Here is a 15,165-nt window from a genome sequence, read left to right as displayed (position 1 = left end):
AGTATTTAAGTGCCAGCGGTTAGCGCAATAGTTTTGAATCTCGAGTGTGTTTTGATGGCGAAGGTCTTTAGTACGCCATAATTTTGTTGCCCATATTTACTAATAAAAATAAGGATAAATTATGAGGCATGTTTATATCTCAAGTTTTCTTCTGCTTTCTGCTCTACTTATGGCCGGTGAAAGCTTCAGTCATGATGATTCCCCGATTCTCGAAGGTCCCTACCTGGGACAAAACCCTCCTGGACTTGAGCCGGAAGTTTTTGCGCCGGGGATTGTTTCCATTGCAAGTTGGGGCGATGCTGGTCGTTTCTCGCCAGATATGGATGAGTTTCATGTTCTCAGGTGGGGCAGGGAGAATAATCAAAGAGTTACCGAGTCTGTTACTTTTAAGAGAATGGATAATAGGTGGCATGAGGTGGCGGTTCCGGGTAGAGATGGAGTGCCGTTCTTCTCACCTGACGGCAAGACCCTGCACTTCGGCAAGCGCTACAAGGAGCGTACAAAGGATGGATGGTCAGAGATGAAAAGCCTTGGCTCCCCGTACGAAGAAATACGTATCATGAGTCTTACAGCCTCCGAGAACGGCACCTATGTGTTTGACGAGGTGGGGACAGGCGGCGATGGAATTATCCGGTATTCACGTCTAGTGGACGGAAAACGCGAAGAACCGAAGCCCTTCGGTAAAGAGATTAACACCGGAACCTGGAATGCCCATCCGTTCATTGCACCAGACGAGTCCTATATTATGTGGGACGGCGACAGGGAGAATGGGTACGGAAGTTCCGATCTCTATATCAGTTTCCGGAAGCCAGATGGTTCTTGGGGCGAGGCGATTAACCTGGGCGACAAGGTAAACACTGATGCTGAAGAAGGCGGTCCACAGATAACACCTGATGGAAAATATCTCTTCTTTAACAGAGTCGTGACGCGTAAGTCCGGTGCTACGGATTCAGATTTGTACTGGGTCGACGCGCGAATCATCGAGGGTCTCAGACCCAGGCAATAGAAATATAATCATCACACCAGTTCGGGTAGTAAGTGGGGCAATTGAGAACTATCAATCGAGCACACCCTTTGCGCATAATACCTGAGGACTATCCAATGAAGGTTAAACGAATAGTTTCCAATATTCCGACATCCAACCCAGATGATGCCAGCGCATTCTACGAGTCTATTTTCGGCCTTGAGATCGTTATGGATCACGGGTGGATTAAAACATTCAGTTCCGGTGAACAAATGACGACACAGGTGAGTGTGGCATCTGAGGGAGGCTCGGGAACGCCGGTACCGGATTTATCCATAGAGGTGGATGATCTCGATGCAGCCTTGGCAAGAGTTAAAGCGGAAAGTATCCCAATCGAATACGGTCCAGTATCCGAGCCCTGGGGCGTTCGCCGGTTTTACGTTCGCGATCCATTCGGAAAGCTAATCAATGTTCTGCAACATGAATAGCTCCCGACAATAGCGTCAACATACAGGCCGGATAAAAGGCCTGACAATGTCCCAATCCTTCAATCTCTCCCGCGCCGCATTATGCCCCGGCCCCCTATTGAGCGAGCAATACCGCCAGTAGCCACTTCGCGAACAGGGCCACACCGCAGATGCCGCTCACCAGCGCAATGGGCACCAGCCCTGAACGGCGGTAGCTTGCCAGCCCGACCACGGCAAACGCCGTGACACTCAATATACCCAGAAGTGTTACCAGCCCCAATCCCCATCCTTGGGTGGTGATGGCTGTGGCAGCGGCGGTTGCGAGCAGGGCCCAGCCACACCAGAACAATACCGGCTGCCACTGCTTGAGGGTGGCCTGCCCAGGACTTTGCCGCAAGTGATGGGCGCTGGCTAGGCACAGGCAGGACAGTGCGGCGAGCGTGAGCAGTGCCTGGGTAATCGCGGCCAAAGTGGAAAGAGAGAAAGCCGATTCAGTCACGATGGTTCCCCTACTGCGTTTCCGGCAGCGGCCGGTTGTGCGGCTGCCTGGGCCTTGCTGGCTGCGCTTGCGGTCTGCTTCGGGCGGGTAAAGCGGGCGGCGATACCGAGCAGTACACCGATACACAGTACGGTGATATCAAACCCGGCGAACACCCAGTCGCCACTGCTCAAGCTGTGCAACAAGTGCCGGTCACTGGTCAGGGCGTTGACCACCGGCAGGGCGGCGAACGCAATGGCGGCAATGGCCAGCTGTTCACTCCAGGCGCGGTCACGGGGGCGCAGCGCGGCGTGAACAAGCAACGCGAGCCAGGTGAGGAACATGATATGCACTTCCCATTGTGCGCGCTCCGCCATGGATATCGGCAGCAGCCGGTTGGCCCAGAAGTAGGCGGCGACGCCGGTCAGCAGGCCGGCCACGGTGCCCACATTGAGTTTTTCCACAAGAAGTATGCCGCGGGGAATCCGCCCGGGTTTGCGCTCTGCCAGTTGGCGACGTTTCACTGCCCACATGACCAGACCGGTGGCGACCATGCCGGTACCCAGCAACCCGGAAATAAAATACAGCCAGCGGGTAATCGGCGCGGCGAACAGGCCTTCGTGCAATCCGAGAAAGGTATCGCGCACGCCCTTGGCGGGCGAGGAAGCGGCGGGGGCGTTGTGCAGCAGCTCGCCGCTGACGCCATCAAATACCAGGCGACCGGCGCCGGCGGCAATAGTGTTGTCGATGGATTCCGACAGGACCACTCGCGCATTACTGAAACCGGGGTAGCGGATATCGATACTGCGTATGCGGCCTTGGCCCCAGATGTTTTCTGCTTCTGACATCAGTGGCTCCAGCGGGGTGAAGTGTGCAGGGGCGCCGGCGCTTTCGGTCATGCCCGGCGGGCTGAATACTTCGCCGTAGAAGGCGCTGCGTCCGTCGCTGCCGTACTGGCCGGCGACGATCAACGGCATAAAAGAGAAGCCCATGAAGATCAGCCCGGAGTAGGTGATCATCGCCTGGAACGGCAGGGTGATTACGCTCAGTACATTGTGCGCGTCCAGCCACGAGCGCTGGCCTTTGCGGGGGCGGAAGACAAAGAAATCCTTGAAGATCTTTTTATGGATGATGACACCGGTGACGATGGCCACCAGCATAAACAGGGTGGCGAAGCTGATAATCCAGTCGGAATAGCTGCGGTTGGTGTAGTGCAGTAACCAGTGCATCTGATACAGAGTCTGACCGCCGCCAGTGGCTCGGCTTTGCATGGGTGCGCCGCTTTCCAGGTCGATCAGCTCGTTGCCTCTTTCCGCGCTGGCGCCGGCCTCCAGGTCTGCGCCGCGCCAGAAAATACTGCCGTAGGGCTGGTTGCGATCGACCGGCAGGGTGAGCAGCCACTGGTCCGCATTGGGTGCCTGGGACTGCGCCCGCGCGAGCAGGGTGGCTGCGGTTGCGCGGGTATCGCTGTTGATCTGTGCCGGCGGCAGTTCCGGCTGCATCCAGCGGTCGATCTCGGTATCAAAGTACCCGGCGGTGCCGGTGACAAACATGAAGTACAGCACCCAGCCGAGGGTGAGGCCGGCCCAGGTGTGTACCCAGGCCATGGTCTGACGGATGCCGGCGTTGGCGACCTTGGTGGAGCTGGTATGGGTATCGGTATCGGATTTTATTGTGGGCATGGTGATGGTTCTTTCAGCTCCCTGAGAGGGAATTCAGGGTGAGGCTTAATCCTGCGAGGGCGGCGCTGGATAGCAGCAGGGTTATCCATGCGCGGCGTGGCTGGCGGATATGGAACACCCAGAGGATCGCGCCGGTATAGAACACGAAGCTCGACAGGTGCGCAACCAGCGTGCTTTCACTGGTGGCGAGCGGCAGTACGCTGCCGAGAAAAACCCCCAGCGCGGTAGAAAACAGGTAGCCGCCCAGTAATGCCGCGGCGATCAACGATGCCAGCCGCCAGCCGTGTAACCCCATGATTTTTGTCCTGCCTGTTTCTGCTTGTGGTTAAAAAACGGTTGTTAAAAAAGGCCGTTCCAAAAAAGAACGGCCCCGATGAGATCGTCATCGGGGCCATGGTTTCCGCTCGATAAACCGGTATTGATCAGAAGCGATAGTTGACCGACGCGGTAATATTGCGCGGCTCGCCGAACTCCACCTGGTTATAGAAACCGATCTGGCTGTAGTAAGTCTCGTCCAGCAGGTTGTCCAGGTTCAGCTGGCCGGAGAGCTGTTCGGTGAACTGGTAGCGGGCCATCAGGCTGACCAGGCTGTAGGCATCCTGGGTCAGGCGCTCTGGCGCTTTGGTGGCCGCGTTGATGGTATCGGTGTAATTGCGACCCTGCCAGTTTACGCCGCCGGCCACGGTCAGCCCTTCCAGCCGATCGGCGAAGCGATAGGTGGTGAACAGTTTCAGCAGCTCTTCGGGCTGGCTGGTGTTGACCGCGTTGCCCGCGGCATCTTCCGCGTCGAAGTTGGTGTAGCTGAAACTCAGATCCCAACCGGGCATCAGTTCGCCCACCACTTCCAGTTCATACCCCTGGCTGCCGGCACCTTTTGCGGCGTAGTACGCCTGGCTGTTTTCTTTACCGGGTACCGGGAAGTTGCCGTCCGGCTGGCCCACGTCGTCCTGCAGGATATCGAACACAGAAACCATAGTCTGCAGGGCGCCGTCAAAGTACAGGCTTTTCAGGCCCACTTCTTTACTCTTGCCGGTGACCGGATCGAGGAAATCCCCGTTGCGATCCTGCAGGTTCTGCGGTTGGAAAATTTCCGTGTAGCTGGCGTACAGGGTGTGTTGGTCGTTGAGTTCGTACAGTGCGCCGGCGTAGGGAATGAAGATATCATCGTCCCCGAATTCCTGCGTGGATCCATAGGAAACACCACTCTGCTCCCACTCTGCAATCCGGCCACCGGCGATCACTTTGAAATTGTCGGTGATGGACAGGCGGGTGGCGGCGTAGAGGCCGAACTGATCGGTGGTCTGGTCGATATCCACATTGTTGTCGCCCCAGGTGGCTTCCGGGTAGCTGCCGTCCCATTCATTAAAGTTGCCAACCGGCGCCACGTCGCTGCGTGCGCGGGAAGTGGCGATACTGTCGTCGCTGTGATCGACCGCACCCAGGGTCAGTTCGTGCTCACGGCCGAACAGGGCGTAGCTGCCGCTCACCTGCAGGCTGATGCTGGTCTGCTCGCGCTCGGTGGCGGCGTTGCGTGGCGAGGCGCTCATGCCCAGGCCGGTTTCCTTATCCGGGGTGCCGGACAGATACAGCAGTTTCTGGTCGGAAGTGTTGGTGTTGTTGTTGACGCTGAACTTGGCGGTCCAGCCGCCGAAGTTGTGCACTAGGTCCAGGTACAGGTGGTCAACGGTGGAGGACCAGGTTGTCCAGTCTGCGGCCAGGGTCTTGCTGCGATCCCAGTCGGTGCGGCTGCCGTCGGCATGCCAGGTGGGCAGGCCACCCCAGGTGGAGGCCTTGGGTTCGTTGTCCTGGCGGCTGGCGCCGACGCGCAGCAGGGTGTTGTCGGTGAGGTCGGCATCGATCACGCCGTAGAAAACGGTTTTGCTTTCTTCCGCCAAATCCCGGAAAGATTCTCCGTCGAGAATATGGCTGACAAAACGGCCGCGTACCGACCCGCTTTCATTCAGCGGTGTGCTGACGTCCGCGGTGGCGGAGTAGGTGTTCCAGCGCCCGGCGGAGGCATTCAGGTCCGCGGTGAATTCTTTGCTGTCTGCGTGCTTGCGCACCAGGTTGATGGAGGCGGAGGGGTTGCCGGCACCAGTGAGCAGGCCGGTGGCGCCGCGCACGATTTCCACGCGCTCGTACAGGCTCATGTCGGACTGGGTTTCACCGGCGTTGCCGCCCGGCTGCCAGTAAATGGGAATGCCGTCCACCTGGTAATTGTTGATCGCAAAGCCGCGCGCGGAGTAGGTGTGGCGCGTGCTGTCCTGGGCGCGTGCGGAGACACCGGCGGCGTTGTTGACGACGTCGGTGAGGGATTCCAGGTTCTGGTCGCTGATCCGTTGCGCGGTAACCATGCTGACGGATTGCGGTGTTTCGTACAGGGACAGGCCCAGCCCGGTGGCGGTATCGACGCGGTCATTGCTGGTGTAGCGGCTGGTAACCACCACTTCTTCTATGGCTTGCTGCTCGTTCTTCGTGGTTTTCTGCTCTTCGGCAGCGGCAAAGCCGAGGGGGCTGGTAGCGGCGCAGGCAATGGCGGTGGCCAAGCTGCGGCGAATAAATGGTGAACGAATGGCTGATGCGCTTGCGTACATCCTGTATCCCTTGATCGTGGCTAATTATATAAAGCTGGATCTTAGTGATAATGGTTGTTATTTGCAAATTGTGTGAATGAATTACGCGAGGCATTGCCCCGGGTGCAATGCGGTGTGTGCATAAGCGTCAGCTTGCGGGTCTCACTTTGGGCGGAAGGCGATCAGGGAGCCGTCAACCGGTCCAGCCGCAGCCGCTCGCGCCCGTCGAATAGTCGTCGCGCGCACAACGCCACCGCGGCAAAGGTGCCAAAGCCGGTACCGGCGGCGATGGTGAACATGATCAGTATCTGATATTTCACCGCCAGCGCCGGTGATGTGCCGGCGAGTATCTGGCCGGTCATCATGCCCGGCAGGGAGACGATGCCCGCGGCGGCCATGGCGTTGATGATCGGGGTGAGGCCTGCGCGCATGGCGTCGCGGCGGAACTCGCTCAGGGCCTGCTGCGCGGTGTCTCCCAGCATCAGCCGGTTTTCAATAATGTTGCGGGAACGCTGGGCGCTCTCTGTCAGCCGGTCCAGGGACAGGGCGACGCCGGTCATGGTATTGCCCAGCAGCATGCCCAGCAGGGGAATGGCGTATTGCGGCGTGTACCAGGGTGTGGGGCTGATCACCGCCACCAGGGTAAGCACGGTGACGGCAAAGGCGGAGATAAACATCGACAGGGTGCCGATGCCAAAACTCCAACCGCCGCGCAGATGGTATTTCTGCCGCGCGACCACTTCGCGTCCGGCGAGCAGCAGCATACCGACGCCCATCAACGCCACCCAGTGCAGGCTGCCGACGGAAAACAGGGCTTCCAGGACCAGGCCGACGAGGGCGAGTTGAATTGCGGTACGGGCGCCGGCAATCAACAGACTTTTGCCCACACCCAGGCGCGCGAAGAAGGTACATGCAGCCAGGGCGATGACCAGCAATGCCGCCAGTGCCAGTTGCCACCAGGAGAGTTCGATGACGTTCACCCTGTCATCTCCTGTTGTTCGATCCCGTTATCCACAATGTGAAAGTGACGGTCAGCCACACGTGCGATCTGGTCTTCGTGGTGGGCGACCCAGAGAGTGGGGAGTTGTTGCTCTTCAATGATATCCCGTAGCCAGTTTTCCACCCGCTCGGTACTGTCTTTGTCCAGGTTTGCCGTGGGCTCATCCAGCAACAGGGCTGCCGGTTTGCGGGCGAGCGCGCGGGCCAGCGCGAGGCGCTGCTTTTCCCCGGACGAGAGACGGGTTACCTCCCAGTCGAACGCGTCCGCGTCCAGGCCGAGTTGCTGCAAGGCATCCTTTGAGCGCTCGGGAAAGTGTTCACCCACGGTCTCGTGCCACCAGGCACTTTCCGCCGGCACCATCATCACCGCGCTGCGCCAGCGATGGCCCGGCATATCGTTCTGGTTGGTATCCCCGAGGTGCACGTTGCCGGTATGCAGATCCAGGTCGGCAATGGCGCGCAGCAGGCGGCTTTTGCCGGAGCCGGACGCGCCCGACAGGCATACGATTTCTCCTGCCGCCACTTGCAGGTGGATATTTTTCAGGTCGCCAATGGCGAGGCTGTTGAGTGCCAGTGTTGCCAATACCGTGTCCGTTTATTTAGCCAAAATAACCGATGCCCTTGGCCATCAGCGCGGCGCACAGGGCCATGCCGATAATGGCCGTGAGCTCGGCGTGCACAATGATACGCATCCAGCGGCGTTTGCGATCGCCAATTTCCGGCACCTCTCCCTGTTTGAGGGTTTTGCCCCAGCGTAGAAATTGGATGGTGGGATAAATGGAGAGCAGTGCGGCGATGACAAACAGGGTCAACTTCGCGTGAAATGCCCCGTTTTGAAAGTAGTAGCTCGCGCCTTTCTCAAAGAAAAACACGCGCAAAAAACCGACCACCAGGAGCAGCACTGCAGATAGACCCAGAATACGGTCGGCGATACGGATCTTGCGGGCATTTTGCAGGCTGAAATTTTGCCCTAGCAGAATCAGTTGCATGGTGAGGACAGCCGTCATGGCCAGGAAGGCCAAGTGGTGCAGGAAGGCGAAGAGTGCGGGCATGGTATGGGTATCCGGGTGTCTTTTGCCAGTCTTCTAACCGACAGGAAGTGGAATCAGTCTTGCAGTCTACAACTTGTTTTTAACAGTATTTGGATTCTCGGTGCAATGCGCTTGCCCTTTGAACCCGCCGCCAGTTCCGGCCATAATCCGGCTCTTTCAGCAGAATAACGAGACTCTCGCAGTATGACCGAGCCTTCCGTCTACGACGCCACAGAGCGATTGCCCCTCGCGGAATACACTGAGAAGGCGTACCTGGATTACTCCATGTACGTGATTCTCGACCGCGCCCTGCCGAATATTGGCGATGGCCTGAAGCCGGTTCAGCGCCGGATTGTATACGCCATGAGCGAGCTGGGGCTGAAAAATACCGCCAAATACAAGAAGTCTGCCCGTACCGTGGGCGACGTGATCGGTAAGTACCACCCGCACGGTGACAGCGCCGTGTACGAGGCCATGGTGCTGATGGCGCAGCCGTTCAGCTACCGCTACCCGCTGGTGGATGGCCAGGGTAACTGGGGCTCGCCGGATGACCCCAAATCCTTCGCTGCGATGCGTTATACCGAGTCGCGCATGGGCAAGTATTCCGAAGTGCTGCTGTCCGAACTGGGGCAGGGCACGGTGGACTGGCAGCCGAATTTTGACGGCACCATGGACGAGCCTTCCGTACTGCCAGCGCGGGTTCCCAACATATTGCTGAACGGCACCACCGGTATCGCCGTGGGGATGGCCACGGACATTCCACCCCATAACCTGCGGGAAGTGGTGGACGCGACGGTGCACATGTTGGAAAACCCCAAGGCGACCGTCTCCGAGCTGTGTGAGTTTATCCAGGGCCCGGATATGCCCACCGAGGCGGAGATCATCACGCCCCAGGCAGATATCCACAAGGTGTACGAGAGTGGCCGTGGCTCGGTCAAAATGCGTGCGGTCTGGAACCGGGAAGATGGCGATATCGTCATCACCGCACTGCCGTATCAGTCCAGTGGCTCCAAGGTACTGGAGCAGATTGCCGCACAGATGCAGGCCAAAAAGCTCCCCATGGTGACCGACCTGCGCGATGAGTCGGATCACGAGAATCCCACCCGTCTGGTGATTGTGCCCAAAAACAATCGCGTGGATGCGGAACAGGTCATGAACCACCTGTTCGCCACCACCGATCTGGAGAAGAGCTACCGCATCAACCTGAATATGATCGGTATCGATGGCCGCCCACAGGTGAAGTCTCTTGATAAGATCCTCTCCGAGTGGCTGAGCTTCCGTACCGTCACCACCCGCCGTCGCCTGCAGTTCCGCCTGGACAAGGTAGAGAAGCGTCTGCACCTGTTGGCGGGTTTGCTGGTTGCGTTCCTCAATATTGATGAAGTGATCGAAATCATCCGCACCCACGACGAGCCCAAGCAGGAATTGATACGCCGCTTCGAGCTCAGCGATGTGCAGGCGGAATATATTCTCGACACCAAGTTGCGTCAGTTGGCGCGCCTTGAGGAAATGAAGATCCGCGGCGAGCAGGCGGAACTGGAAAAAGAGCGCGATATGCTGGTCAAGACCCTGGACAGCCCGCGCCGCCTCAAGACCCTGATCAAGAAAGAACTGCTGGCGGCCGCCGACGAGTTCGGGGACGACCGCCGTTCGCCCATCGTCGAGCGCGAAGAGGCCAAGGCGTTCAACGAAGCGGACCTGCTGTCTTCCGACCCGATTACCGTGGTGCTGTCCGACAAGGGTTGGATCCGTCAGGCCAAGGGCCACGAGATCGATCCCTCCTCGCTCAGTTACAAAGCCGGCGACGGCTTCAAATACGCTGCCCGTGGCAAGAGTAACCAGCCGGCGCTGTTACTCGACAGCACCGGGCGCAGTTACGCCATTGCCGCCCACACCCTGCCGTCTGCGCGGGGGCAGGGCGAGCCGCTGTCCGGGCGTATCAACCCGCCATCCGGGGCTACCTTTGAAGGCCTTCTGATGGGCAGTGACGATCAGAGAGTACTGCTGGCGTCCGATGCGGGTTATGGTTTTATTGCCAGGTACGCCGATCTGCAGTCGCGCAACAAGGCCGGTAAAGCCATGCTGAGCCTGCCGAAAAATGCCCGCGTACTGCCGCCACAGGAAGTGGAAAACCCGGAATCTGCGCTGCTCGCCGCAGTGACCAGCGAAGGCCGCATGCTGGTGTTCCCGGTGTCTGAACTGCCGGAGCTCTCCAAGGGTAAGGGCAACAAGATCATCAACATCCCCGCCGCCCGCGCCGCCAGCCGGGAGGAGATTGTGGTGGGCATCGCGGTGCTGGAAGGCAAAGACGAGCTGCTGATTCACGCCGGCAAGCGCCACACCCGAGTCAAGATCTCTGAGCTGGAGCACTACGAGGGCGAACGCGGCCGCCGCGGCAACAAGCTGCCGCGCGGCTTCCAGAAAGTGGATAAGGTGGAAGTGCAGCGCAAATAAATTTTGCTGCGGTCGATACAGAAAGGGCGTCCCGCGGGCGCCCTTTCTGTTTTCAGCGCTGTGCAATCCTTCAGGAAGTGCGCAGTTCCCGCCGCAGGATTTTACCCAAGGTGGATTTCGGCAACTCCTTGTGCAGCACCACCTGTTTGAGCACCAACATCGCCTCAATCGACCATCAACTGAGTACCGGCGCAAACTATTGCCAACGCAAAATGAAATAGGCGCTAAGCTGTTCTTCATTTCTTGTGGGTCGCAATGGAAACGATTACATTGCTGTGAAATCTGTATCAGTGGTCGCAAGCCTGAACCTCCGATACCGGTATCGGAGGGCCCGGAAAAGTGGCCTGAGAATATAAAGAGATAATAAAAAATATTACAAGAAGGTATCCGGCTGATCCTGTCGGCCAGGCATATCCAATTCTATTTCCACACCTCACGCTGGTAGAGCGAAGCGTCGCCGGTATCCGCCGGTCGTCTCTGCGTTCCACTTCAAGTCGCCGGTAAACTCCGGGGGCTAAACAGTACACGCGCCGCCGCACTACGGTGGCATCCGTTTACATGGCAACGGTGCAGGAAATAATAATGAAAAATCCCATCCAGAAAATCTCATCATTATTGCTGCTATTGTGCGCATGGTGTTCCACGTCAGCGGCGATCGCTGCGACCTGCGAGTACGTCGTGGCCAACGACTGGGGCTCCGGCGCACAGGCGAGTATCCGAATCACCAACAACGGCACCAGCCCCATCAACGGTTGGGAGGTGAGTTGGGAGTACAGCGACGGCACAGTGGTGGCCGATAGCTGGAATGCCGAAATCTCCGGCGACAACCCCTATACCGCGAGCAATCTTTCCTGGAACGGCAACCTTCAGCCGGATCAGTTCGCCGAAGTCGGCCTGCAGGTCAGCAACGGTGCCGGCAGTGCTTCGGTACCGGCGATAGCCGGATCCATCTGTGACGGGGGGAGCAGTTCCAGTTCAAGCTCCTCCAGCAGCGGTTCGGGTTCAGGTTCCGGTTCGTCGAGCTCCAGCTCTTCAAGTTCTTCCGGCAGCTCCAGCTCTTCCGGTAGTTCCTCCAGTGGCGGCGGCCCCAGCGGGCCACCCCCGGCGGTGGCGTTGCAGCGGGCGTTCCCAAACCTGACCTTCAGCCAGCCGCTGGGCCTGATGCAGGCGCCGGGCGACGATTCCCGCTGGTATGTGCTGGAAAAAACCGGCACCGTCTACTGGATCGATGCCAACGACAATTCCACGGCCACCAAGAACACCTACCTGGATCTGTCCGGCCTGGTGGATACCGCGGTCGAGGGCGGTGTGCTGGGGATGGCCTTCCATCCGGACTACCAGAGCAATGGCCAGGTGTTCCTGTCGTTCACCACGCCGGCTTCGGAGCCGATGACCTCGGTGATCGCGCGCTTTACGGAAAGCGCGGGCGGCGCCAGCCTGAACGCCGGCTCGCGACAGGATATCCTCACCCTGCTGCAGCCCTACGCCAACCACAACGGCGGCCACATCGCTTTCGGGCCCGACGGCTACCTGTATATCGGTTTTGGCGACGGCGGTTCCGCCAACGACCCCGAGGCCAACGGCCAGGACACCAGTAACTGGCACGGCGCCATGCTCAGGATCGATGTGGACAGCGGTTCTCCCTACGCCGTTCCCGCGGACAACCCTTTTGCGAACGGCGGCGGCCTGCCGGAGATCTACGCCTACGGCCTCAGAAATCCCTGGCGCTGGAGCTTTGACAAGGCCAGCGGCGATCTGTGGCTGGCGGATGTGGGCCAGTCCGGGTATGAGGAAATCAATGTGATAGAAAGCGGCGGCAACTACGGCTGGCGCTGTCGGGAGGGCTTCCACAGCACCTCCAACAACTGTAACTCCACCGGCCCTTACGACGACCCGGTGTTCGAATACGATCACGGACAGGGGCAATCGGTCACCGGTGGTTACGTCTATCGCGGCTCGCAGATCGCGGGCATGAACGGCGCTTATATTTTCGGCGACTACGTCAGTGGCAGGGTCTGGGCCTATACCGATGCCATGTACCAACTGTTGGATACGGATCTGGGAGTTTCATCATTCGGCGAATCCAACAGCGGCGAAATCTACATGGTGGATATTATCGGTGGCACACTGCACCGGATCGTCGGGGACAGCGGCTCCAGTTCAAGCAGCTCCAGCTCGGGCGGCTCCAGCAGCTCAAGCTCAAGCGGCTCCAGCTCAAGCGGTTCTTCGTCCAGTGGCTCTTCGTCCAGTGGGGGTAGCGGTGGTGACGGCGTCTCCTGCGAAATCACCTACGAGAATGTCTGGGATGGCGGCTACCAATTTGATGTCACCGTGAGCAACGCTGGCACCAGCGCGGTGAGCGGCTGGGAGATCGCGCTGCAGTTCAGCGAGGCGCCGCAGGTCACGGGCTACTGGAATGTGGACCTGGCGGTTTCGGGCAATACCGTCAGCGCCCGCGACGTCGGCTGGAATGGTGATCTCTCCCCCGGAGACAGCGTCAAGTTCGGCTTCCAGGGCGACCATGACGGCAGCTTTGACTCACCCGATTGCCACGGATCCGGCGGCTCGTCGAGCAGCAGTTCGAGCTCGTCCGGCGGCTCCAGCTCCTCGTCCAGCAGCGGCGGCACCGGCAATATGACCGGCGGCGAGATCTATGCAGCCAACTGCGCCCACTGTCACGGCTTCGCCGGCGACGGCGGTTCCATCGGCATTCCGCTGACCACGCCTCAGGACCTGGAGTTCATGATCGGGTTTATCGAGGACACCATGCCCCAGGATCAGCCACAGGTCTGCGGCGCGGACTGCGCGGACAAGGTCGGCAACTATATCGCCGATACCTTCTGGGAAGACCAGCAGCCGCTGAATTGCGAGATGGTCCGCTACGGCGCCCGCCAGTTGAAGATCCTGACCCGTGCCGAGTACCAGAACACGGTCGGGGATCTCCTGGGGGTAAATTTCGCCGCTGCCGAGAGTCTGGCTGAAGACAGCCAGGTGGGATACTTCATCAACAACGCCCACGCCTCGATGGTGACCAGCACCTACGATCGCTACCTGACGGCGGCCGAGGAAATAGCGGCCTGGTCGGCGGCGCGCGACTTCTCGCCGGCGCTGAACTGCGGTTCCTTTAACCAGAGCTGTGTGGATCAGTTTATCGGCGACTTTGCGCCGAAACTTTTCCGGCGACCACTGGACAGCCAGGAAGTGGCCACCTACTCGGAACTGGCCAATGGCACCTTTACCGAAGGTGATGTGCAGGCGGGTATACAGCTCGCGCTGATGACCATGCTGTCCTCACCGCAGTTCCTTTATCGCCACGAATTGGGTGAATCGAATCCGGCCAACAGTGCAATAGACATGGACGCCTTCGAGTTGACCTCCCACGAAATGGCCACCTGGCTGAGCTATTCGTTCGCCGGTTCCACCCCGGATGACATCGCCCTGCAGAAGGCGGCCAACGACCAGTTGCGCGACCCGGCGCAGATTACCCAGGAGGCGCAGCGGCTGCTGGATCTGGCTGAGGCCCGGGACACCATGGGTGACTTTGTTGGAAGCTGGCTGGGGACCGACAGCCTGGAAAACGCGCCCAAGGATACGGCAGTGTGGCCCGGTTTCGAGGATGTGGCGCCGCATATGGAGCAGGAAATCCGCGAAGTCTTCGCCGAGGTGATGCTGAACGGCAACGAGTCTTTCGCCTCCCTCTACGACGCCAACTGGACCTTCGTCAACGGACCCCTGGCGCAGCACTACGGTATCAGCGGCGTCTCCGGCGACGACTTCCAGCAGGTCACCACCAGCGACCGCGGCGGCATTCTCACCAGCGGCGCCTTTATGGCGCGCTGGGCGGAGCTGACCGAAACCTCGCCGATCCGGCGTTCGGTGCGCGTGCGCCGCCGCATGCTGTGCCAGGACCAGCCGGATCCGCCCGCCGGTATCACGGAAAGCCGCGCCGAGCGACTTGAGGAGTTGGCGGACCTGATCGCCGATCCGGCCACCACCAACCGCATGAAGTACGAAGCGCTCACTTCCGTGGCGCCCTGTCTGAACTGTCACCAGGAGTGGATCAACCCCCTCGGCGGCGGCATGGAAGACTTCGATGCGGTGGGCAACCCGCGCAGCGTCGACCTTAACGGCAATCTGATAGACGCCAGCGGCGCGTTGTACGCACCGGATGTGCTGAGCAACCGCGGCGAGTCGATCGCGTTCGAGGGTTCGCGCGGCCTGGGCCAGCTATTGGCGACCCTGCCCGCTGCGCAGTCTTGCGTATCGCAGAATATGTTCCGCTTTATGCTCGGGGTGGGGCACGACAGCATCGACAGCTCCAACCCGGAAGGGCGGGCACTGGATCCGGTCGAGGAGGAGGGTTACGCCTGCACGGTGCAGGATATGACCGACACCCTGGTGCAGCAGAGCCCCCGGGCGATGCTCGAAAACATGAGCACACTGGATGCGGTGCGCTACCGCAAAGAGTGGCAGCGCTGAGGCAGCCGGACCCAGCCGATCAGCCGTATAAACAGAAT

11 protein-coding genes are annotated in these 15,165 nt (G+C 59.5%); 4 read left to right on the top strand and 7 right to left on the bottom strand.

Going from position 1 to position 15,165, the window contains the following annotated elements:
• Window positions 1-121 precede the first annotated feature (121 nt).
• Complete coding sequence (locus LPW13_RS12345) at window positions 122-1,006, top strand: TolB family protein (protein WP_230435791.1); 885 nt, start codon at window positions 122-124, stop codon at window positions 1,004-1,006.
• A gap of 95 nt (window positions 1,007-1,101) precedes the next feature.
• The gene (locus LPW13_RS12340; protein WP_230435789.1) at window positions 1,102-1,452 is read left to right on the top strand and encodes a VOC family protein; all 351 of its coding nucleotides are present in this window, start codon (window positions 1,102-1,104) and stop codon (window positions 1,450-1,452) included.
• Between the two features lie 94 nt (window positions 1,453-1,546).
• Here LPW13_RS12340 and LPW13_RS12335 read toward each other — a convergent pair whose 3' ends face one another.
• From LPW13_RS12335 to LPW13_RS12305, 7 genes are all read right to left on the bottom strand, one after another.
• The gene (locus tag LPW13_RS12335; RefSeq protein ID WP_230435787.1) at window positions 1,547-1,930 is read right to left on the bottom strand and encodes a DUF3325 family protein; all 384 of its coding nucleotides are present in this window, start codon (window positions 1,928-1,930) and stop codon (window positions 1,547-1,549) included.
• Window positions 1,927-3,591, bottom strand: a complete 1,665-nt coding sequence (locus LPW13_RS12330; protein WP_230435785.1) for a PepSY-associated TM helix domain-containing protein — start codon at window positions 3,589-3,591, stop codon at window positions 1,927-1,929. Before LPW13_RS12330 ends, LPW13_RS12335 begins: the two co-directional genes overlap by 4 nt.
• Window positions 3,592-3,604: 13 nt before the next feature.
• A complete protein-coding gene (locus LPW13_RS12325; RefSeq protein ID WP_230435783.1) occupies window positions 3,605-3,886 on the bottom strand; it encodes a hypothetical protein in 282 nt (93 codons plus the stop codon).
• Window positions 3,887-4,013: 127 nt separating this feature from the next.
• Window positions 4,014-6,185, bottom strand: a complete 2,172-nt coding sequence (locus LPW13_RS12320) for a TonB-dependent siderophore receptor (protein ID WP_230435782.1) — start codon at window positions 6,183-6,185, stop codon at window positions 4,014-4,016.
• Between the two features lie 161 nt (window positions 6,186-6,346).
• Window positions 6,347-7,144: an ABC transporter permease gene (locus LPW13_RS12315; RefSeq protein ID WP_230435780.1), complete on the bottom strand. Its 798-nt coding sequence runs from the start codon at window positions 7,142-7,144 to the stop codon at window positions 6,347-6,349.
• A complete protein-coding gene (locus tag LPW13_RS12310; protein WP_230435778.1) occupies window positions 7,141-7,746 on the bottom strand; it encodes an ABC transporter ATP-binding protein in 606 nt (201 codons plus the stop codon). Before LPW13_RS12310 ends, LPW13_RS12315 begins: the two co-directional genes overlap by 4 nt.
• 16 nt (window positions 7,747-7,762) lie before the next feature.
• The gene (locus LPW13_RS12305; RefSeq protein WP_230435776.1) at window positions 7,763-8,215 is read right to left on the bottom strand and encodes a DUF2214 family protein; all 453 of its coding nucleotides are present in this window, start codon (window positions 8,213-8,215) and stop codon (window positions 7,763-7,765) included.
• A 183-nt stretch (window positions 8,216-8,398) separates the two neighbouring features.
• Between LPW13_RS12305 and parC the strand changes: the two genes are divergently transcribed.
• Both parC and LPW13_RS12295 read left to right on the top strand, forming a co-directional pair.
• The gene (gene parC / locus LPW13_RS12300; protein WP_230435775.1) at window positions 8,399-10,648 is read left to right on the top strand and encodes a DNA topoisomerase IV subunit A; all 2,250 of its coding nucleotides are present in this window, start codon (window positions 8,399-8,401) and stop codon (window positions 10,646-10,648) included.
• Between the two features lie 582 nt (window positions 10,649-11,230).
• Window positions 11,231-15,127, top strand: coding sequence for a cellulose binding domain-containing protein (locus LPW13_RS12295; RefSeq protein ID WP_230435773.1), 3,897 nt, complete (start codon window positions 11,231-11,233; stop codon window positions 15,125-15,127).
• Window positions 15,128-15,165 lie beyond the last annotated feature (38 nt).

Source organism: Microbulbifer celer (assembly GCF_020991125.1).
Classification (GTDB): domain Bacteria; phylum Pseudomonadota; class Gammaproteobacteria; order Pseudomonadales; family Cellvibrionaceae; genus Microbulbifer; species Microbulbifer celer.
The sequence above is the reverse complement of the archived record's forward strand: the minus strand, read 5'-3'. Positions and strand labels throughout refer to the sequence as shown.

What these genes read in the sequence shown, in the direction of transcription:
- LPW13_RS12305 (WP_230435776.1), bottom strand. Translation starts at nt 8,215, where the DNA reads ATGCCCGCACTCTTCGCCTTCCTGCACCACTTGGCCTTCCTGGCCATG.
- LPW13_RS12325 (WP_230435783.1), bottom strand. Translation starts at nt 3,886, where the DNA reads ATGGGGTTACACGGCTGGCGGCTGGCATCGTTGATCGCCGCGGCATTA.
- LPW13_RS12320 (WP_230435782.1), bottom strand. Translation starts at nt 6,185, where the DNA reads ATGTACGCAAGCGCATCAGCCATTCGTTCACCATTTATTCGCCGCAGC.
- parC (WP_230435775.1), top strand. Translation starts at nt 8,399, where the DNA reads ATGACCGAGCCTTCCGTCTACGACGCCACAGAGCGATTGCCCCTCGCG.
- LPW13_RS12295 (WP_230435773.1), top strand. Translation starts at nt 11,231, where the DNA reads ATGAAAAATCCCATCCAGAAAATCTCATCATTATTGCTGCTATTGTGC.
- LPW13_RS12340 (WP_230435789.1), top strand. Translation starts at nt 1,102, where the DNA reads ATGAAGGTTAAACGAATAGTTTCCAATATTCCGACATCCAACCCAGAT.
- LPW13_RS12345 (WP_230435791.1), top strand. Translation starts at nt 122, where the DNA reads ATGAGGCATGTTTATATCTCAAGTTTTCTTCTGCTTTCTGCTCTACTT.
- LPW13_RS12330 (WP_230435785.1), bottom strand. Translation starts at nt 3,591, where the DNA reads ATGCCCACAATAAAATCCGATACCGATACCCATACCAGCTCCACCAAG.